Origin of the sequence: Algoriphagus terrigena DSM 22685 (assembly GCF_000429445.1) — a bacterium.
Lineage (GTDB): Bacteria > Bacteroidota > Bacteroidia > Cytophagales > Cyclobacteriaceae > Algoriphagus > Algoriphagus terrigena.
In genome coordinates this window covers 60,567-79,639 of the sequence record NZ_AUBW01000010.1, presented here as the reverse complement: position 1 = coordinate 79,639, position 19,073 = coordinate 60,567, and the positions used below count along the sequence as shown (strand labels likewise).

15 protein-coding genes are annotated in these 19,073 nt (G+C 51.2%); all 15 read left to right on the top strand.

All coding sequences use genetic code 11. The features are described from left to right. Window positions 1-54: 54 nt before the first annotated feature. The 15 genes from G459_RS0110540 (at window position 55) to G459_RS0110465 (ending at window position 18,960) form a co-directional block, all read left to right on the top strand. The gene (locus tag G459_RS0110540) at window positions 55-801 is read left to right on the top strand and encodes a rhamnogalacturonan acetylesterase (RefSeq protein ID WP_026967626.1); all 747 of its coding nucleotides are present in this window, start codon (window positions 55-57) and stop codon (window positions 799-801) included. 10 nt (window positions 802-811) lie between these two features. Continuing rightward, complete coding sequence (locus tag G459_RS0110535; RefSeq protein WP_026967625.1) at window positions 812-1,609, top strand: rhamnogalacturonan acetylesterase; 798 nt, start codon at window positions 812-814, stop codon at window positions 1,607-1,609. A 23-nt stretch (window positions 1,610-1,632) separates the two neighbouring features. Next, on the top strand, window positions 1,633-2,448 hold the full coding sequence (locus G459_RS0110530) for a rhamnogalacturonan acetylesterase (protein ID WP_035455653.1): 816 nt from the start codon (window positions 1,633-1,635) through the stop codon (window positions 2,446-2,448). Next, window positions 2,445-4,334, top strand: coding sequence for a pectinesterase family protein (locus tag G459_RS0110525; RefSeq protein WP_026967623.1), 1,890 nt, complete (start codon window positions 2,445-2,447; stop codon window positions 4,332-4,334). Before G459_RS0110530 ends, G459_RS0110525 begins: the two co-directional genes overlap by 4 nt. Before the next feature lie 380 nt (window positions 4,335-4,714). Then, on the top strand, window positions 4,715-7,984 hold the full coding sequence (locus G459_RS0110515; protein WP_026967622.1) for a SusC/RagA family TonB-linked outer membrane protein: 3,270 nt from the start codon (window positions 4,715-4,717) through the stop codon (window positions 7,982-7,984). 12 nt (window positions 7,985-7,996) lie between these two features. Beyond that, complete coding sequence (locus tag G459_RS0110510; protein ID WP_026967621.1) at window positions 7,997-9,811, top strand: RagB/SusD family nutrient uptake outer membrane protein; 1,815 nt, start codon at window positions 7,997-7,999, stop codon at window positions 9,809-9,811. 28 nt (window positions 9,812-9,839) lie between these two features. Further along, entirely contained in the window at window positions 9,840-11,501 is a 1,662-nt protein-coding gene (locus G459_RS0110505) for a DUF4957 domain-containing protein (protein ID WP_026967620.1), read from the top strand. Between the two features lie 133 nt (window positions 11,502-11,634). Continuing rightward, window positions 11,635-12,030, top strand: a complete 396-nt coding sequence (locus tag G459_RS0110500) for a VOC family protein (RefSeq protein WP_026967619.1) — start codon at window positions 11,635-11,637, stop codon at window positions 12,028-12,030. A 6-nt stretch (window positions 12,031-12,036) separates the two neighbouring features. Beyond that, window positions 12,037-13,368 (top strand): pectate lyase family protein, encoded by a 1,332-nt coding sequence (locus tag G459_RS27225; RefSeq protein ID WP_035455651.1) that lies wholly within the window; start codon window positions 12,037-12,039, stop codon window positions 13,366-13,368. 60 nt (window positions 13,369-13,428) lie between these two features. Beyond that, entirely contained in the window at window positions 13,429-14,448 is a 1,020-nt protein-coding gene (gene yiaK, locus G459_RS0110490; RefSeq protein WP_026967618.1) for a 3-dehydro-L-gulonate 2-dehydrogenase, read from the top strand. Then, window positions 14,445-15,461, top strand: a complete 1,017-nt coding sequence (locus tag G459_RS0110485; RefSeq protein WP_026967617.1) for a Gfo/Idh/MocA family protein — start codon at window positions 14,445-14,447, stop codon at window positions 15,459-15,461. Before yiaK ends, G459_RS0110485 begins: the two co-directional genes overlap by 4 nt. An 8-nt stretch (window positions 15,462-15,469) precedes the next feature. Then, window positions 15,470-16,063, top strand: coding sequence for a uracil-DNA glycosylase family protein (locus G459_RS0110480; protein WP_026967616.1), 594 nt, complete (start codon window positions 15,470-15,472; stop codon window positions 16,061-16,063). A gap of 102 nt (window positions 16,064-16,165) precedes the next feature. Then, entirely contained in the window at window positions 16,166-17,149 is a 984-nt protein-coding gene (locus tag G459_RS0110475; protein WP_026967615.1) for a TRAP transporter substrate-binding protein, read from the top strand. 24 nt (window positions 17,150-17,173) lie between these two features. Next, on the top strand, window positions 17,174-17,665 hold the full coding sequence (locus G459_RS0110470; RefSeq protein ID WP_026967614.1) for a TRAP transporter small permease: 492 nt from the start codon (window positions 17,174-17,176) through the stop codon (window positions 17,663-17,665). Next, window positions 17,665-18,960, top strand: a complete 1,296-nt coding sequence (locus G459_RS0110465; protein ID WP_026967613.1) for a TRAP transporter large permease — start codon at window positions 17,665-17,667, stop codon at window positions 18,958-18,960. Before G459_RS0110470 ends, G459_RS0110465 begins: the two co-directional genes overlap by 1 nt. The last annotated feature ends 113 nt before the right edge of the window (window positions 18,961-19,073 follow it).

Sequence of the window (19,073 nt, the reverse complement as noted above, 5' to 3'; positions counted from 1 at the left end):
CCGAAGAAAAATCGGGACAGGCTATATGGCCTTTAAAAAACAAGTTGTATTCATATGAAGGGGCTTTTGTTGAGTTTGCTATTTTCAGCTTCGTTGCTTTATTGGAATTCAGTTGGAGGGGAGATCACTTTTTTCCTGGTGGGAGATTCGACGATGGCTGACAAACCTTACACCGGAAGCAACCCTGAAAAAGGCTGGGGACAGGTTTTTCCGCTTTATTTCAAAGCAGGAATCCGCTTCGAAAACCATGCGATGAACGGACGCAGCACCAAAAGTTTCCGTGCAGAAGGACGCTGGGATACCGTGATGGAGCGACTCAAGCCAGGCGATTACGTGATCATAGAGTTTGGGCACAACGATCAAAAGATTAATTCAGAAGATCGCTATGCCTTTGCGGATTCGAACTATCGGGACAACCTCACCCGCTTTGTGGAGGAAGTTCGAGCCAAGGGTGGAAAACCTGTCTTGGCGACGCCGATTTCCCGCAGGAGCTTTGATGAAAATGGAGTCCTGACCGACAGTCACGGCCGCTATTCGGTGGTGGTGCGGGAAGTCGCCGAGCAGCTGGACGTGCCACTTTTTGACCTTCACGCCAAGACTGTGGAGGTGATAGAGCAGTTTGGACAGGAGAAATCCAAGGAGCTTTTTCTTCACTACAAGCCGGGGGACTACGACAAGTTTCCGAAGGGAACCGAGGACAACACGCACCTCAGTCCAACCGGAGCTTTTAAGGTCGCCGATTTGGCGGTGGAAGAACTGAAGCGCGAGTTGCCTGAGTTGGTTCCCTATCTAAAACCTTGAGCCTTATCTGATGAATTTCTTGCGAAAAAACAGATTCAACTTATTGTTGACCGCGCTGCTGCTGGTCACGTCGGCGTTTATTTCCCGGAAGGATGTCACCACCATTTACCTGATCGGCGACTCCACGATGGCGGATTATTCCACGTATGAGGGGGAGGATTATATGAACAAGCGCTACCCGCTGATGGGTTGGGGACAGGTTTTTCAGGAGCGTTTCGATGCGAAAACCCTTGTGTCTCTTTCTCATCTGATCCAAACAGACTCGGTCTTGGTGGATGATCGCGCCCGTGGAGGTCGCAGCACGCGGACTTTCTTCGAAGAAGGAAGATGGGCGGCTGTCTACCAAGATCTTGAGCCCGGAGACGTGGTGTTGATGCAGTTTGGACACAATGACGCGGCGAAGGAAAAGACCGAGCGCTACGTGGCCACGGAGGGATACAAGGAGTACATCCGGCTTTTTGTCAATCAAACCCGTGAGAAGGGCGCAACGCCGATTGTGCTGACTCCGGTGGCCCGGAATTACCCGTGGAAGGAGGGTCGTTTGGAAAATGTGCATGGCGAATACGACGCGGCAGCTAAGGAAGTCGCTGCAGAGTTGGGTGCTTTGATGATAGATTTGAACCAGCGGTCGATGGATTTTTTCTCAGAAAAAGGGCAAGAGTATGTCACAGCCCATTATTTCATGAATTTCGAACCGGGCGCGTATCCGAATTACCCAGATGGAAGCAAGGACAACACTCATTTTCAGCCTGCAGGAGCAAAAGCTGTGGCCCAATTGGTGCTGGAAGGAATGCTGGATTTGAAATGAGTGTATTAGTAAGGCCATTCTCCATGAAAACTACCCGAAACAGCATCCTGATTTTTGCGGCGTTAACGCTGCTTTCAGCAGGCCTGATGTCCTTTGTTTTTCCCCAAAAAGTCACCAAGATCTACCTCATCGGCGACTCCACGATGATGGACTACGACAAGTACCGGGAGGACTACAAGACCTCGATTTACCCGCTGTCTGGTTGGGGGCAGTATTTTCAGGAGTTGTTTGATGCAGAGACTATCGCTTCTCTAGGGACGTTGATCAAAACCGATTCGGTGTTGGTCGACAACCGAGCCATCGGTGGACGTAGTACCCGTTCGTTTTTCGAAGAGGGAAGATGGGCAAAAGTGTATAACGACCTGCAGGCCGGAGATCTGGTGATGATCCAGTTTGGGCACAATGACGCAACCTTGGAGCGGCCTCTGCGCTATGTGACTCCGGCGGCGTACAAGGAATTCATCCGCCTTTATGTCAACCAAACCCGGGAAAAGGGAGCGATCCCGATCGTGATTACGCCGGTCTCAAGAAACGAGCCGTGGAAAGACGGTCGACTGGAAAATCTACACGGGGACTACTACACCGCAGCTGTGGAAGTATCCGAAGAACTGGAGGTCGCGATGATCGACCTGACGATGCGATCCATGGAATTTTTCGAAGAGAAAGGGGAAGAGTATGTCACCGCTAATTATTTCATGAATATGAAGCCGGGGCAGTACCCGAACTATCCGGATGGGAAGGAAGACAACACGCACTTCGTGACCGAAGGAGCCAAGGAAGTAGCCAAGCTTGTGATGAGAGGACTACTTGAACAGAACTTAGCCGAAAGCAAAAAATGAAGTCTGCGATCCGAAAAGCGTTTTTAGCAATCCTTCTGAGTCTCTGGGCAGGATTTGCTTTTCCGCAGCAAAACGAAATAAAGCCGCTCGATGCAGAGGGGCTCAAGGGCAAGATCGAACACGACATCGTCGTCGCTCAGGACGGAAGCGGGCATTTCAAGACGATTTCCGAGGCGGTTACAGCCATTCGGGTTTATCTGCCCAAACCGATCAAGGTCTTTATCAAAGCCGGTTTGTATGAGGAAAAAGTTGCCATTGACGGCACGCTGACCCATGTGACTTTTGAGGGTGAAAGTCCCGAGACGACCGTCATTTCTTTTGGGGATTTTGCCTCGAAGGACAACATGGGAACTTTCGAAACCCACACGCTGAAGGTCTTGGGAAGTGATCTGATCTTCAAAAATCTCACCATCCAAAACACAGCCGGGCCAGTAGGTCAGGCAGTTGCATTGCACGCCGAAGGTGACCGCTTGGTGTTCGAAAATTGCCGCTTTCTCGGCAATCAAGACACCATGTTTGCATCGGGGGAAGGGTCGAGACAGCTCTACAAAAACTGCTATATCGAGGGTACGACCGACTTTATCTTCGGTTCGGCGACGGCTTACTTCGAGAATTGCACGATCCATTCCCTCGCCGATTCTTATATCACGGCTGCATCCACACCCCAGTGGGCCGATCACGGTTATGTCTTCATGAACTGTACCTTGACCGCGGCGGAAGACGTGAGCAAAGTCTACCTCGGTAGGCCGTGGAGGGATTACGCAAAGACGGTTTTCATCAATACCGAGATGGGACCACACATTCTGGCTGAGGGCTGGCACAACTGGAGCAGAGAGGCTGCGGAGACCGGATCTTTCTATGCTGAATCGAACAGTAGCGGCCCCGGTGCAAATCCAGCCGCACGGGTTTCTTGGTCGCATCAATTGAAGTCAGGAGACTTGGAGAAGTATAAAAAACCTGCCGTGCTGGGAGGGCTCGGACGGGATGCCGATTTCTATGGAAACCGGTGGTTTGGTTATGAAAAAGACAATTCCTTCAACTTGGACGACTCATTCAAGAAGGACGTCAAATCTTTCCCTCAGATCCAGCCCGTACGGTTGGTGGCAGGTGATGCCCTGGAAGTTTTTGAAGATGTGCCCTACAAATCTGTGGGCTCACGCGAGCTGAGGCTGGATGTTTTTAAACCCAAATCATCCGAGAAATCTCTCCCGACAATTCTCTTGGTTCACGGCGGCGGCTGGAGATCTGGCGACAAGATCCTCCAGCGATCCTTGGCGATCCGACTTGCTGAGTTGGGTTTTGTGGCGGTGCCGGTGGAGTACCGTCTTTCACCCGAAGCCCAGTATCCGGCGGCAGTGCAGGATGTCAAGGAAGCAATCCGATGGATGAAGATGAATGCCGAACGCTATGGGTTGGACAGCAGTCGGATAGCTGTTTCCGGCAGTTCGTCCGGGGCTCAATTGGTGAGCTTGGTTGGACTTTCGGATTTGCCGATCCATGAAGGAGAAAGCGAGCTATTGGCAAGCACTAAAGTACAGGCGATCATCAATATCGACGGGATTTTGGCTTTTCACCATCCTGAATCTGCGGAAGGAAAAGTAGCGGCCGAGTGGCTGGGAGGATATTATGAGCAAATCCCCGAGATCTGGGATGAGGCTTCTCCGGCTTATTTGGCGGAGCCTGATTTGATTCCCATGCTGTTTATCAACAGTCAATATCCGAGGTTCCACGCCGGTCGGGATGAGTTGGTCAAGAAGCTTGGCGATGCGGGGGTGAAACACCGGATTCACACCTTTCCGGACAGCCCACATCCGTTTTGGTTATATGAGCCTTGGTTCGAACCCACTGCTCAGCTAATCGCTGAATTTCTAGGCGAGGTATTCTGATTTTTCTATACAATAAGATGTAATCGATTGTTCATAATAAAGACATGAACAGAATGAAGGCTTGCCACGCTAGGAGGATTTTTGTCTGTTCTATCTTCCAAATCTGACTCTTATCCTTTTTTTGAGCTACTTGGTGTAAAAAAAGTTGAATTGGTTTGTGGTTCAATTCGAAATTCGTATCATGCAATCGATTGCCTAAATCCCGGTTTCATTTTTTGATTTGGCAGTGATTAAACTTTAAACCCAAAATGCAATGTCAGTAAAGCAAACTCATACCCTGAGGTACGTGGATCCTCCGCCTGATCCGTACAGCCAGTGTCCGATGCGGACTTCCTTCGCTTTTAAAATCAATTAATAACTATAACCCTTATCAATTTGCAATGAATTTTACCAAACTCATTTTGGGGCTCCTGCTCTTCATGGGGATTTCGGTAGGTTGGGCGGATGCTCAGCAGCTGAAAGTCTCCGGAGTAGTGACCAGTGAAGAGGGCGAAGTATTGCCAGGTGCATACGTTTTGCTCAAAGGAACCACAGTCGGCACGGTGACCGACATCGACGGAAGCTATACCCTGTCGATCAGTGATGCTAACGGAACCTTGGTCTATTCCATGATCGGAATGGTGACCCAGGAAATTCCGGTGGCTGGAAGGACAAAGATCGACGTCGAGCTGATGCTGGATTTTTCCAATCTGGAGACAGTCGAGGTGGTAGATTTCGGATACGGCACAGTGAAGCGGACAGATCTGACCGGGTCTGTGGCTTCCATGTCAGGCCGTGAGCTCGCCAAGATCCCGGTGGCCAGTGCCGCGGCTGCGATCACAGGCCGTCTACCGGGTGTCAACGTCATGACTACCGACGGTTCGCCGGATGCTGAGGTCGTGATCCGGGTACGTGGTGGAGGATCTATCACCCAGGATAATGCTCCGCTGTACGTAGTGGATGGATTTATCGTTAGCAGTATCCGCGACATTCCCCCAACGGATATCGAGAGTATCTCAGTCTTGAAAGATGCAGCAGCGACCGCTATCTATGGTGCGCAGGCTTCGAACGGCGTAATCGTCGTGACGACCAAGATGCCGGTAGCCGGACGTGTAGCAGTGTCTTACAATAACTTTTTCCAGTTCAAAAGCCTTCCCAAGGACAGGAAATACGAGGTGTTGGACGCCTATGAGTATGTGATGGCAAACTATGAGTACGCCAAACTGCGCTCTGAATCGGATGTGAGAAATTTCGAACGTTATTTTGGCGTGTACGATGACTTGGAGCTTTACAAGCAAAAGCCATCCACTGACTGGCAAGACGAGCTTTTCGGTGATTCCAAGTTTTCTCAATATCACAACCTGTCGGTGTCCGGCGGTACGGACAAGACGAAGATCATGCTTTCGCTCACCAACAACTCGGATGAGGGCTTGATGCTCAATTCAGCCTACGAACGTAATGTGATCAACTTCAAGTTGAATCAGGAGATCTCTAAAAACCTGAGCTTCGATGCCGGAGCGAGAATCACCAAAACCATCGTGGACGGTGCAGGCACCTCAGGCAACGCCCAGATTAATATCAAAGACGCGGTCCAAACCCGTCCGACCAATGGGATTGCGGATGAACTGGACATCGACTTCACGCAGGTGAATTCGGAGGATGATTTTCAATCCTTCCTCTTGAGTTTGGTCAGCCCAGTGGAGCTGGCTAAGCAGGATTGGAGAAAAAGAACCGACAACGACTACGTGTTCAATGTCGGATTGACTTGGAAAATCCGCAAAGGATTGGACTTCAAGTCGACGTTTAATACTTCCCAGACGTTTCGCGAGGAATTGCGATTCTATGGTCCGTTGACAGGAGAATCCTTCAACAACGGCGGAAGCTTGCCTGTCGGAGTGAAGACCGATAGAAACTCGGATAACTTCCGCTGGTTAAACAGTATCACTTGGAAGGTCGAAGGACTTGGCGAAGACCACGCGCTAGATTTCCTCGTCGGACAGGAAGTTTATTCCTCCGGCGGAGATTATCAGATGGTACGATCGGAAGATTTCCGGGCATCGATCACTCCTGAGGAGCTTTTTGCCAACATGACCTTTGGACGTGTGGATCGCTTCGAAACGTTGGAAGAGACCGACATCAATCGGTTCTCTCTCTTTGGTAGAGCCAATTATCAGTTCAAAGACCGCTACCTGATCACCGCCACGGTGAGATCAGATGCGTCGTCGAAATTTTCCGAAGAAAACCGCGTGGGTATCTTCCCGGCTATTGCGGTGGGATGGAAGATTTCGGAGGAGAACTTCCTGCAAAGCTCCAGTTTTATTGACGAGCTGAAGCTCCGCGCAAGTATCGGCGAAACCGGCAACGACCGAATCGATGCTTCTGCAACCCAGTTCCTGTTCCAGGGATCCACGCTCCGAGGTCCAGGCTTTGGCAACGTAGACAACGTCTACTATACCCCAAGCAGCTCGGTGCTTTACAATCCAAACTTGGTGTGGGAAACCACGGTAAACAGAAACATCGGCTTGGACTTTACCTTCTGGAAAGCCAAACTCTCCGGTAGCTTTGATGCCTACTACAACACCACCCGCGACCTTTTGCTCCAGTCTGCGATCCCGGCCAACACCGGATTTAGCACGCAATGGGACAACATCGGCAGCACTTCCAACAAAGGGGTGGAGCTGGGCCTACAGGCCTATCTGATCGACAAGGGCGATTTCTCGCTCTCGATCAACTTCAACACCGGTATCAACGTGGCCAAGATTGAAGAGCTTGACGGAACCAACGACCGCTTTTTTCAGTCCAACTGGGCAAGCACGGATCTAAACAACATCAATGACTACTACCTGCAGGTAGGAGGTAAGTTGGGTGACATTTACGGCTATGTGTCAGACGGATTTTACACTACGGATGACTTTCAATCTTACAATGCCGCCACTGGTACCTATGAGTTGAAAGAAGGAGTGCCAAACTCCGGTGCAGCAGTTGGAAACACCAACATCCGTCCGGGATACTGGAAGCTGAAAGACCTGAACGAAGACGGTGTCATCAATGCAGAAGACAGAAAAGTGATCGGCAATGCCCTTCCTAAAAATCAGGGGGGCTTCGGTGTAAATGCGCAATTCAAGGGATTTGACGCGCAGGTGTTCTTCAATTACCAGTTTGGCAACGACGTGTACAACACCGGAAAGATCCAGTACAATCAATTCCGAAGAGTGACCTATGGCAACTTGCTGACTACGATGAGCTCTGACAATCGCTTCACCTACATCGATGTCGATGGCAGCTATACCGGAACTCCGGGTGAGGTAGTGACCGACTTGCAACAACTGAATGAGCTGAATGAGGGTAAAACCCAATGGTCTCACAACAGCTTCGGCATCGCCGGCGCCGTGATCTCCGACTGGGCGGTAGAGGATGGATCTTTTATCCGACTCAATGTGCTCACGCTGGGGTATTCTTTGCCGAAGGATCTAATCTCAAAGATCGGACTGTCGCAGTTTAGAATCTACGGCACAGGCAACAACCTGGCGATCTGGACGGACTACTCCGGCTATGACCCCGAGGTGAGCACTTCCCGAAGCAGCGCTTATGCGTCCCTGACTCCCGGAGTGGATTATTCTTCTTTCCCAAGAAGCCGCTCTTACACGGTAGGATTAAATGTCACATTCTAAGGAACTGAACAAATGAAATCAAACTCATATAAATCAATACTAGTTGCGGCTGCCTCCATGCTGGCGGTGTCCTGTAACGACTTCCTGGAGCCAGAGTCGCTTTCCACATTTGACGCGGCATATATCTACTCCAATGTCGATGATGCGCGCAAAGGTGTCAATGCAGTCTACAGCCACTTTGGACAGGATGCTTTCCGAAGCCGCCTTTCCAACAACTTTGCCGGAAATACCGACATCGAGCACCAAAGCGGATGGAGTAGCTCCGGGGATCGATACCAGATCTGGGATCTCAATGCGCTGGAAAGCAACCGCGATCTGGAGATCGTCTGGACGTATGCCTACCGGGCGATCCGTGACGCCAACATATCCATTGAGGGGCTAAAAGCCAGTGGAAAACTCGAATCCGAAGATGCTGCTGAAGCCAGAACGATGAATCACCTCTTGGGTGAGGCGGTCACGATCAAAGCCTATTGGTACAGCATCCTGACGTTCTACTGGGGAGATGTGCCTTTTGTGGACTTTGCGCCGGTGGCAGGTGGGGAATTTCTCCTTCCAAAGGCGGACCGCAATCTCATCCTTACCGAGGTGATCAACGATATGATCGAGGTCGAGGAGAAAATGATGTGGGCTGATGAGACACCTTACGGCATCGAGCAGGTAACCCGCGAGTACACCCTGGGCATGATCGCGCGTCTTTCGTTGCAGCGCGCAGGCTATTTCCTCAAAGAGGATCTGAACATGACACGTGCTACGGATTACCTGGACTACTATCAGATTGCCAGGGACTATTCCGCAAAATTGATTGCGCTGAAAGACCGCGAACTGCCGAGAGACTACCGTCAGGTATTCCTCAACCAGTCCAAGTTCATCTCGCCGGTCAACGCTGATGTGCTTTTCGAGATTCCCTTTGCACTGGGTAACGGTGACGTGGCGTGGAACATCGGTATCACCGTAGAAGGTGGCCCAACTTCGGCCCACACCTTTGGCTCCGGCAACAACTACATGGCGATTCCGCCGACATATTATTTCTCCTTCGATACCCTGGATGTGCGCCGTGACGTCACGTGCGCGCTGTACAAGGTCAATTCAAGTTTCGAAGAAGTGTTTGTAAACGGCAGTACCAATATTGCTCAGGGCAAGTGGAGCCGTCATTTCCTGGAGAATCCTCCGGGAGCATCCTCTGCCAAAGGCACCGGTATCAACTGGCCGATGCTCCGCTATTCGGATGTGTTACTGATGTTTGCTGAGGCAGAAAATGAACTCAACGGACCTACTCCAGCGGCGCAAGAACATCTGAAGCGGGTGAGAAGAAGAGCGTTTGATGAGGGGCTTTGGGCGGAGAAAGTGGATGCCTACGTCACCGGTGTATCCGCAAGCAAGGAAGACTTCTTTGAAGCAATTGTAGACGAAAGAGCTTGGGAATTTGGCGGTGAGATGATCCGTAAATACGAGCTGATTCGCTGGGGAAATTATTCGCAGAAGATGGAAGAAACCGTGGAAGGCCTGAAGAAAATGGCCGACGACGCTTACAATGGTACCGGCGATCTGCCGGATTACATGTACTGGAAGCTTGATGAGAAAGGTGACTTTACCATCCTCAATCCAAACACGAAAGTCGTCGCTCCACCGGATGACAGCTGGACTCAGGTTTCGTTCTTGCTCAGTATGCACGATGAGACCAAGACCTATGCTGACTGGATCACCAAGGACTGGAACAATTACTACAACGGTCCCAAGCCTGGTGTTGCGCGCTATATTTTCCCGATACCAGCCAGTGCCGTCGCCAATAGTCAAGGGACCCTGGACAATTCCGGGTACGGATTTTAATTCCTGACAGCCAAAAAAGAATAGACACATGAAAATATCAAAATTGAATATTCCTTCCCTTTTGGGTTTGGCATTGCTGGGAGTCCTAGGACTCACTGCCTGCCAGGAAGACGAAACGATCTATGATCAAACCCGGCTTTTCAGACCGGTGCTCAACGAGGAGTTGACCTCTGAGGCGAACACGATCATCGTCAACATGGGCAACCTCAAAGAGGCTGTTTCCTACACCGTTGAAGTGAGCCGTGACACTTTTGCCACGGTTGACTATCTGATCGAAACAGACACCAGCTACGTCGTGGTCGACAAGGCGCTGGTGGGCGAAGACCTCTTTTGGAATACGCTGTACCAAGTCCGGGCGACTGCCCGTGCCAGCGATCCTGTCTATGACAGCAAAGTAGCCGATCTGGGAAATGTGCGTACGCAGCGCTTCCCCAGCATCATCAACGAGCCGACAGTCTATGATGTGATCGACATCGCAGCTCGGGTATCTTGGGTCAAAGCAGGAGCTGCCGTCACCGGTACCAAAGTTTTTGCCGGAGATGATCTGAAGCTGACTACGCCGCTGCTCCCAGAGCAACCGGTCACTGCCGAGGAGGAACTGGAAGGCGCAGCGGTTGTCAACGGCCTGGAGCCTGAGACGAAGTATCAAATCGCGATCTACAGCGGGGAAACACTGAGAGGCTGGGTGCCCTATACCACGCTCAAGGCTGATATAGATCCAACTGCTCCCGGAGTGATCGACGTTCGGGACAATACGAGTCCAACGGCGGTGTCAGATGCGGTGGCGGGAGCTCCCGATGGTGCGATTATCTTGGTGAAAAGAGGCATGACCTATGACCTGCCTTCTGAGGCGCTGGCCAAGTCCATCACGATCCAAGCCGCTTATGGATTTGGTGCGCAAAAAGCAAAACTCTACACTACAGGAAACTGGAATATCGCTGCGGGTTCTCAGATCGACCACATTCGCTTTGTGGATCTGGAGATCAGAGGTGCCGACTATACCGGAGACTATGTGTTCAATCCAAGTGCAAACAACATTCGGGTGGGAGAATTGTCTTTTGAAAACTGTGAAATCGGAACCCTTCGGGGAATCCTCCGAATCCGTGGCACGATAGAGATCGACCAGTACATCATCCGAAATTCCCTCGTGGACAGCCTGGGTGGCTACGGCTTGTTGACTACTGACACCGATCCTAAGCCAAGTGATCCGACGGCTCGTGTGAATCACATCTTGTTCGAAAACTCAACCTTCAACAAGATTCAGGGAAGCATCACTTCCCGAAACAACTCGACTTCGATCACGATCGAGTCCTGCACCTTTGGCAACTTTGTCAACGGGAGCAACTTCCTGTTCCGATATCGTGGTGGAGACGGCAACAACAACGTGGCAAATGGCATCAAGATCCGTAACAGCATCTTTGGCCACGGATGGGACGAGGCCGGCGCTGATGCTTTTGCAGTCAAAGGCATGGAAGGACTGGGCTCGACGGTGTTTGACATCGTCAACGTGTTCAGTACGTCCGACTTCTCCTTCGCTTCAGCACCGATTCCGGGATTCCCCTTGGGTAATTATACCAAAAAGCAAGGTGACCTTTGGGTGAGTCCCGATGCAAACAACTTCAACTTCAAAGACGCTGGATTTGCCGGGAAGTACGATACCGGAGATCCCAGATGGAGAGTAAAACTTTAGATTATTGCATGGGTTTTTGATGAGAAAGGGTGGGGCAATTGCCTCACCTTTTTCTTGACAGGCTGTCTCATTGATCTCTCCAGACTGATCCCTGGATTTCTGCTAAATTGAACAAACACTTATCCAATACACGATGAAATTCGAACATTTTGCACTGAACGTAAGCAACCCCAAAGCCATGTCTCTGTGGTATGAGGAGCATTTGGGGCTGAAAGTCAAAAAGAAAATGGCAGACCCGCCTTACATGACTTTTCTCGCAGATGACAGTGGTACAGTCATGCTGGAGATTTATTCCAATCCCAAAGGCGAGACCTTGGAATTCTCCAAACTCCATCCGCTTGCAGTTCATCTGGCCTTGGTGTCCGAAGATCCTGCTGGTGACAAAGCCCGACTTTGCGCCGCCGGAGCGGTCGAGATCAGCGATGATTTCCTGCCTGATGGCTCGCATTTGGTGATGTTGCGGGATCCTTGGGGCGTGTGTTTACAGCTATGCAAAAGAGCTGTTCCGATGTTGGATCAACCCAAATAAATTCAAATGAACTACTTGCTATTCCTTTTACTTTTCCTTTCATTTTCCATCCAAACTGGCGCTTTTGCTCAGGATCAGGAGACGCAAAGTCTGGCATTTCCCGGTGCGGAAGGATTTGGGAGATACACGACCGGAGGCAGGGGAGGAAAAGTTTTTGTGGTGACGAGTCTGGCGGATGACGGGCCAGGTTCACTCAGGAAAGCCATCCAGAAGAAGGAGGCCCGGATCATCGTCTTTGCCGTCTCGGGTACGATCGAGCTGGAGTCTTCGCTGGATATCAACTACGGTGACCTTACCATCGCCGGACAATCTGCGCCCGGTGACGGGATTACGCTGAAGAATTTCCCTCTGAAGATCAAAGCCGACAATGTCATCATACGTTACATCCGAAGTCGGATGGGCGACCTGCGGCAGGTACAGGATGATGCCATCAGCGCGATTCGTGTCAAAGACCTGATCATCGATCACTGCTCGCTCAGCTGGGCGACGGACGAATGTGGGTCGTTTTATGACAATGAAAACTTCACTCTGCAAAATTCCATCCTGTCGGAAAGTCTCAACCAATCCGTCCATGAAAAGGGCGAACACGGCTACGGCGGAATCTGGGGCGGGATGAAAGCCTCTTTTCTCTACAATCTGCTCTCCGATCACAACAGCCGAAATCCCCGGTTCAACGGTGCGAGATATCACAAAATGCCTGAAAAAGAACTGGGCGACTTTCGAAACAACGTGATCTACAACTGGAAAGGAAACAGCTCCTACGCCGGCGAAGAGGGCAATTACAACATGGTAAACAACTACTACAAGCCCGGCCCTGCGACTCCCGAAGATCATGTCTGGATCCTGGAGCCGTATGCGCCCTATGGCAAATTCTTTATCAGCGGCAACATCGTGGAGGGCTTTCCGGAGATGTCCGAAAATAATTCGCTGGGAGTAGTCCATACCAAGGAAGGCTGGGGTTTGTTGGAAAAGGAGCTTGAATATGCGGAGGCCAAAACGTTCTCTGCAAAAGAAGCACTTGAGTTCGTATTGGAAAATGCCGGAGCGAGTCTGACGCGCGATGCCGTGGATCTGAGGATTATCGGGGAAGCCAAAAGCGGTAAGGAGTCTTTTGGCCAAAATGGCATCATCGATTCTCAAACCCAAGTGGGAGGCTGGCCGATGCTGTCGCAAAAGGAAGCTCCCGCGGACTCCGATCAGGACGGGATGCCGGATGATTGGGAAAAGTCCAAAGGACTCGACCCGAAATCGCCCTTGGATGCGGCCGGTTTTGATTTGGCTTCGGAGTACTCAAATGTTGAGCTTTTTCTAAATGATCTGGTGGAGATCCGTCTCTGATCAGATTGTGTAATTGATCACGCGGGCCTATCTTGGCTTTCGCACAAACAATTTTTGCCAATGGCTGATGTCTTGATTCCGTTTCCCTTGCTCAAGCAGAGCCTACAAGAGGCGCTGGAGAAAGTTGGATTCTCTGCCACAAGGGCTTCGCAGTGCGCCGAACTCTTTGCCAAGACGGACCTCGACGGCGTCCGGTCTCACGGGATCGAGCGCTTCGAGCGGCTGCTTAAATACATCCGCGAAGGCGTTGTCTTTCCTGAAAAGGGTCCGCTCTTACTTTCCAAAGCCGGATTCTTCGAGCGCTGGGATGGACAACTCGGGCCGGGAAATTTGAACGCGCAGTGTGCCATGAACCGAGCGATGGAGCTGGCTGCTGAATCTGGAATCGGATGCGTGGCCTTAGCAAATACGAATCACTGGATGCGCGGCGGGAGCTATGGTTGGCAGGCGGTGGATCAGGGAAAGATCGGGATTTGCTTCACCAACACGATGCCCAATATGCCTGCCTGGGGAGCGAAAGAATCCAAGCTGGGCAACAATCCCCTGGTGATCGGAATTCCCCGGAAAATCGGCCCGGTGGTCCTCGATATGGCGATGTCACAGTTTGCCTATGGTAAACTCAGTCGACTGGCGCAAGCGGGAGAAAAGGCAGCCTTTCCGGCGGGTTTTGATTCCGCAGGAGAGTTGACCGACGATCCACAGACTGTGTTGGAAAATCAATCGGCCGTGCCGATGGGACTCTGGAAAGGAGCCGGACTGTCGCTGATGATTGATTTGCTGGCGGCTTTGCTTTCAGGAGGCAAAAGCACAAACGACATCGGAAAAGAGAAGCTTGAAAGCGGGCTTTCGCAGGTCTTCATCTCTCTCGATCCAAGCGTGCTTGGTTTAGAAGATTGGTTTGAGGATAAAGCCGAGGCCATCCTTGCCGACTACCTTGGAGCGGAAGCTTTTGCTGGGAAATCGATTTTTTACCCCGGCCAGCAGACCTTGCAAACCCGGATCAAAAACCTCGAAAATGGCGTCCCAGTGGCATCCGAAACTTGGAAAAAACTACTCAAAGAACTGAACGAAGAAATATGAAAGGAATAGGAATCGTCGGAACCGGAGCCATCGCGATCAAGCATGCGCAGGCGATTGCAGAACTGCAAGGCGCAAAACTGCTGGGACTTTTCAACCCCAATCCTGCGAGTGCGGAAGCGGCAAGAACCCGTTTTTCCGAGCCCGTTTTTTCGGACATGGATGAGTTTCTGGCGATCGAAGGACTGGACATCGTCTGCATCTGCACCCCGAGTGGGAAGCACTTGGAGCCGGGACTGGAGGCGATTCGGGCCGGAAAACATTTGGTGGTGGAAAAACCCATTGAGATCAACACCGACCGTGCAGACGAGATGATCGAGGCGGCGGAACAAAAAGGCGTCAAGCTTGCCGTGATCTTCCAAAACCGCTTTTCTTCGGATTATCAAAAGCTGAAGCAAGCCGTCGACGCCGGGGTTTTCGGACGGTTGCTGATGGGAAATGCGTATGTGAACTGGTTTAGAAACGACGCGTATTACTCCACCAGCGCTTGGAAAGGGACCCTCAAAGCCGACGGTGGCGGAGCGCTGATCAATCAGGGCATTCACACGATTGATCTCCTACTGGATCTAATGGGTGAGGTAAAAAATGTCTATGGTCAGGTGCAGACGACACTTTATCCGATCGAGGGAGAGGATTTGGGCGCTGCGCTGGTTAATTTTCAGAATGGAGCTCTGGGAAATATCACGGCAGCGACGGCGCTTTATCCCGGATATCCCGAGCGGATCGAGATCTTTGGCACAGAAGGAAGTGCCATCCTCGAAGGCGGAAAACTCACCGCATGGAATGTGAAGGGACAGCCTCCGATGGAAGTAGCTGCTGAAGCGGCCTCGGGAAGTGGTTCGTCCGATCCAAATGCGATTGGTATCCAACTTCACTTGGATCAATGGAAACTGTTTTTGGAAGCTTTGGACAGGGATCAAGCCGTCGTCGTCGATGGGAAAATCGCCCGAAAGTCTGTCGCATTGATCCGCGCGATCTACGAATCCTCACAGCTCGGCCAGCCAATTTCCCTTTGAGAAATGACATGACCAAGATCGAAACCCATCCCTTTGAGCCCTTTTGCCCCGACGATGCAAGCTCCTTGATTCTGGGAAGCTTTCCCTGCTTCAATGGCCTTGACTACGGAGATTGGTTCTACTGCGGAAGCGGGAAAAATGAGTTGTGGAGGCTTTTGTCGGATACCTTCGGCATGCCGGTGCAGACCCTTGAGCAAAAGCGGGACTTGTGTATTCAAAATCGCTTGGCTCTCTCGGATGTCGCCTACAAGGTCATCCGGACAAAAAACAACTGCAGTGACGTCAACCTGAAGATCGTCGAACACAACAAAGCCGGAATCCTCCAATGTCTGACTCCGACGATCGGCAGAGTCCTGTTTACCAGCAGGTTTGTAGAGAAGCATTTTAAAAAGATGTTTCCCGATTTTACCCTCCCGACAGAGGTCTTGCTCTCTCCGTCTCCCGCGGCAAATACCTACATCGCGAGCCTCAGTGATTATAAGGACAAGCGGCTGGGAGGAGTGATCGGATCTATCTACGAGTATCGACTGGCTGACTATCGGAGAAAATTGGGGGCCAAAAACCTTCAGAATATTCATCCGGATGAATATTCAAGACAATAGAAAAAGTTGACCTAAGCGCTTTTAAATCGATTCCGTAATTTCTCAGCACCTTAAAAATGGAAAGAGTAATATTGTTAGCCTCATTCAGCAAAACAAAAACCCATGAATAAATACCTCCTTGTTTTCCTCTCGATTTTGACCCTCGGACTGCTGAACTCCTGCGCGGATCAGCTGGGTGTCAGAGTCATCAAGCTTGGCCATGCGCAAGTGGTGAATCACCCGGTCCATGAAGCCATGCTGTTCATGGGCAAAAAAATCGAGGAGAAATCCGGCGGCAAGATCAAGGTCAAAGTCTATCCCAATCAGCAGCTGGGATCCGAGCGGGAACTGGTGGAGCTCCTACAGGTGGGCAGCTTGGCGATGACCAAGGTGTCCGCAGCTGCCTTGGAAGGCTTCGCTCCGATGATGCAAGTGTATGGGATGCCGTACCTTTTTCGCGATGATGCCCACCAAAAGAAAGTGCTGAACGGCCCGATTGGCAAGCAGCTTTTGCTGGATGGAGAGGAGTTTTGGCTTCGTGGGCTGTGCTATTATGACGCTGGCAAAAGAAGCTTTTATACTAAAGACAAGCCTGTGAATACGCCTGCAGATCTCGCTGGTCTGAAAGTCCGCGTGATGGAAAGTCCCACTGCCTCCAACATGGTCAAAGCCATGGGAAGTTCGCCGACGCCGGTTTCCTACGGAGAGCTCTATACGGCGCTCCAGCAGGGCATCGTCGATGCAGCGGAAAACAATGCGCCGAGTCTTTATACTTCCAAGCACTACGAAGTCTGCAAATACTACAGTCTGGACGAGCACACGTCCATCCCGGACGTGGTCATCATGAGCACCAAGGTCTGGAACCAGCTTACTCCCGAGGAGCAAAAGTGGATACAGGAGGCTGCTGACGAATCCGCCGAATACGAATCTGTGCTCTGGGCAAAATCCGACGCCGAATCCATGGCCGGACTTGAGGCCGCAGGGGTGACTATCCTCCGTCCGGACAAGGAGCCTTTCCGCAAAGCGGTCGAAGGTGTCTACGAGGATCTCAAGGTCGCTCAGCCCGAAATCTATGCGGTGGTACAAGCTATCCGCGAAGTTCAATAGCACAACCCAAAACAGATCCCATTTATGTTTTCGATTCAAGCCAAATCCAAATTGGACGCCGTGATTGCCCACCTCTTGGTCATCCTCATGGCACTGATGGTACTCAACGTGACCTGGCAGGTCACTTCCCGCTATGTCTTTCAGAGTCCAAGTTCCTTTACCGACGAACTGTCGCGGTACATGCTGATCTGGGTGGGAATGCTCGGGTCGGCCTACGTAGCCGGCAAAAACGAACATTTGGCCGTGGACATCCTTTTGACCAAGCTGAAGGGCAAAGCCCAGCAAAAACTGATGATCTTGATCAACGTCTGCGTCCTGGTATTTGCGGTGACGGCGATGATGATCGGCGGCTCCAACTTGGTGTACATCACCTTTATCCTTGGGCAAAAATCCGCCACCCTACAGATTCCGCTGGCCTATGTCTACGGCATCATTCCTTTTAGTGGAATCTTGGTCACCTACTACCAGGCTTACTCCATCGTCCACCTCACGCAAACCCTCAAAACCGCCGAATAATGGAAGTACTAAGTGTGTTGATTCTTGTTATCACCTTTTTGTTTTTTCTGGGACTTGGCGTTCCGGTGGCGTGGAGTCTGGGCCTGTCCAGTATGTTCACGCTGATGGTGACGGTGGCGACCATGCCTGCGATTACCACCGTCGCGCAGCGGATGGGAGCGGGATTGGACAGTTTTTCGCTTTTGGCGATTCCCTTTTTCATCGTAGCAGGAGAGCTGATGAATCGTGGAGGCATTGCCAACCGGCTGATCGAGTTTGCCAAGTCACTCACCGGAAGACTGCCGGGCGGTCTCTTGCACGTGAACGTCGTGGCGGCCATGCTGATGGGGGCGATCGCCGGATCGGCTGTGGCTGCAGCCTCTTCCATGGGCGGGATTTTGGGAAAAAGAATGGAAAAAGAAGGCTACCCCAAAGCCTTGGGCGCAGCGGTGAATATCACCTCGTCAACTACTGGATTGATCATTCCTCCGTCTAACGTGCTGATCGTGTATTCGCTAGCGTCTGGCGGGGTGTCTGTCGCGGCACTTTTCGTGGCGGGATATCTTCCGGGACTTCTGATAGGCCTGTTGCTGATGATCACCGCAGCGATTTTGATCAAGGCAAACAAGCTTCCTGCCGGAGAACCGACTTCGTTCAAATTGATCACGAGCACGTTCTTCCACGCTGTGCCGAGTTTGTTTTTGCTGGTCTTGGTGATCGGCGGTATCGTCGGTGGTGTTTTCACAGCGACGGAAGCTTCCGCGATCGCCGTTGTTTACAGCTTGGTATTATCGCTTTTCTATCGGGAGATTGGATGGAAGCACTTGCCTCAGGTTTTGCTCAAGTCTGCCGAGACGACCGCCGTGGTGATGCTCCTGATCGCTACCTCCATGGCGATGTCTTGGGTGATGTCCAGCGAGGATATCCCGCAAAACATCTCTTCGGCCTTGCTTTCACTCAGTGACAACAAGATTGTCATCCTGATCTTGATCAATCTGCTCCTGCTGTTTGTCGGGATCTTTATGGATATGACCCCTGCGGTTTTGATCTTCACGCCGATATTTCTGCCCGTAGTGACCAAGCTGGGTGTGGATCCGGTTCACTTTGGGATCATGATGGTAACCAATCTCTGCATCGGACTCTGTACCCCACCGGTGGGATCAGTGCTCTTTATCGGTGTGGGGATTGCGAAGATTTCGATTCAGCAGGTGATCAAACCGCTCCTGCCGCTATTCTTGGCAATGATCGTAGCTTTGGCTCTGATCATGATATTCCCTGAGATCTCGCTTTGGCTGCCTAGAATGTTTGGACTGTAAAAGAAGATATAAGACAGAAGTATCCAGACGTTAGAAAATACTACCCTTCAAGGTTTCAGATCCTTGGAGGGTTTTGTTTTGGGATAAAAAGAAAAATCCGAAGCGGTTGACTT

Coding starts and splice junctions, on each gene's coding strand:
- G459_RS0110530 (WP_035455653.1), top strand. CDS start 1,633: ATGAAAACTACCCGAAACAGCATCCTGATTTTTGCGGCGTTAACGCTG.
- G459_RS0110535 (WP_026967625.1), top strand. CDS start 812: ATGAATTTCTTGCGAAAAAACAGATTCAACTTATTGTTGACCGCGCTG.
- G459_RS0110515 (WP_026967622.1), top strand. CDS start 4,715: ATGAATTTTACCAAACTCATTTTGGGGCTCCTGCTCTTCATGGGGATT.
- G459_RS0110540 (WP_026967626.1), top strand. CDS start 55: ATGAAGGGGCTTTTGTTGAGTTTGCTATTTTCAGCTTCGTTGCTTTAT.
- G459_RS0110500 (WP_026967619.1), top strand. CDS start 11,635: ATGAAATTCGAACATTTTGCACTGAACGTAAGCAACCCCAAAGCCATG.
- G459_RS0110510 (WP_026967621.1), top strand. CDS start 7,997: ATGAAATCAAACTCATATAAATCAATACTAGTTGCGGCTGCCTCCATG.
- G459_RS0110480 (WP_026967616.1), top strand. CDS start 15,470: ATGACCAAGATCGAAACCCATCCCTTTGAGCCCTTTTGCCCCGACGAT.
- G459_RS0110470 (WP_026967614.1), top strand. CDS start 17,174: ATGTTTTCGATTCAAGCCAAATCCAAATTGGACGCCGTGATTGCCCAC.
- G459_RS27225 (WP_035455651.1), top strand. CDS start 12,037: ATGAACTACTTGCTATTCCTTTTACTTTTCCTTTCATTTTCCATCCAA.
- G459_RS0110485 (WP_026967617.1), top strand. CDS start 14,445: ATGAAAGGAATAGGAATCGTCGGAACCGGAGCCATCGCGATCAAGCAT.
- yiaK (WP_026967618.1), top strand. CDS start 13,429: ATGGCTGATGTCTTGATTCCGTTTCCCTTGCTCAAGCAGAGCCTACAA.
- G459_RS0110465 (WP_026967613.1), top strand. CDS start 17,665: ATGGAAGTACTAAGTGTGTTGATTCTTGTTATCACCTTTTTGTTTTTT.
- G459_RS0110525 (WP_026967623.1), top strand. CDS start 2,445: ATGAAGTCTGCGATCCGAAAAGCGTTTTTAGCAATCCTTCTGAGTCTC.
- G459_RS0110475 (WP_026967615.1), top strand. CDS start 16,166: ATGAATAAATACCTCCTTGTTTTCCTCTCGATTTTGACCCTCGGACTG.
- G459_RS0110505 (WP_026967620.1), top strand. CDS start 9,840: ATGAAAATATCAAAATTGAATATTCCTTCCCTTTTGGGTTTGGCATTG.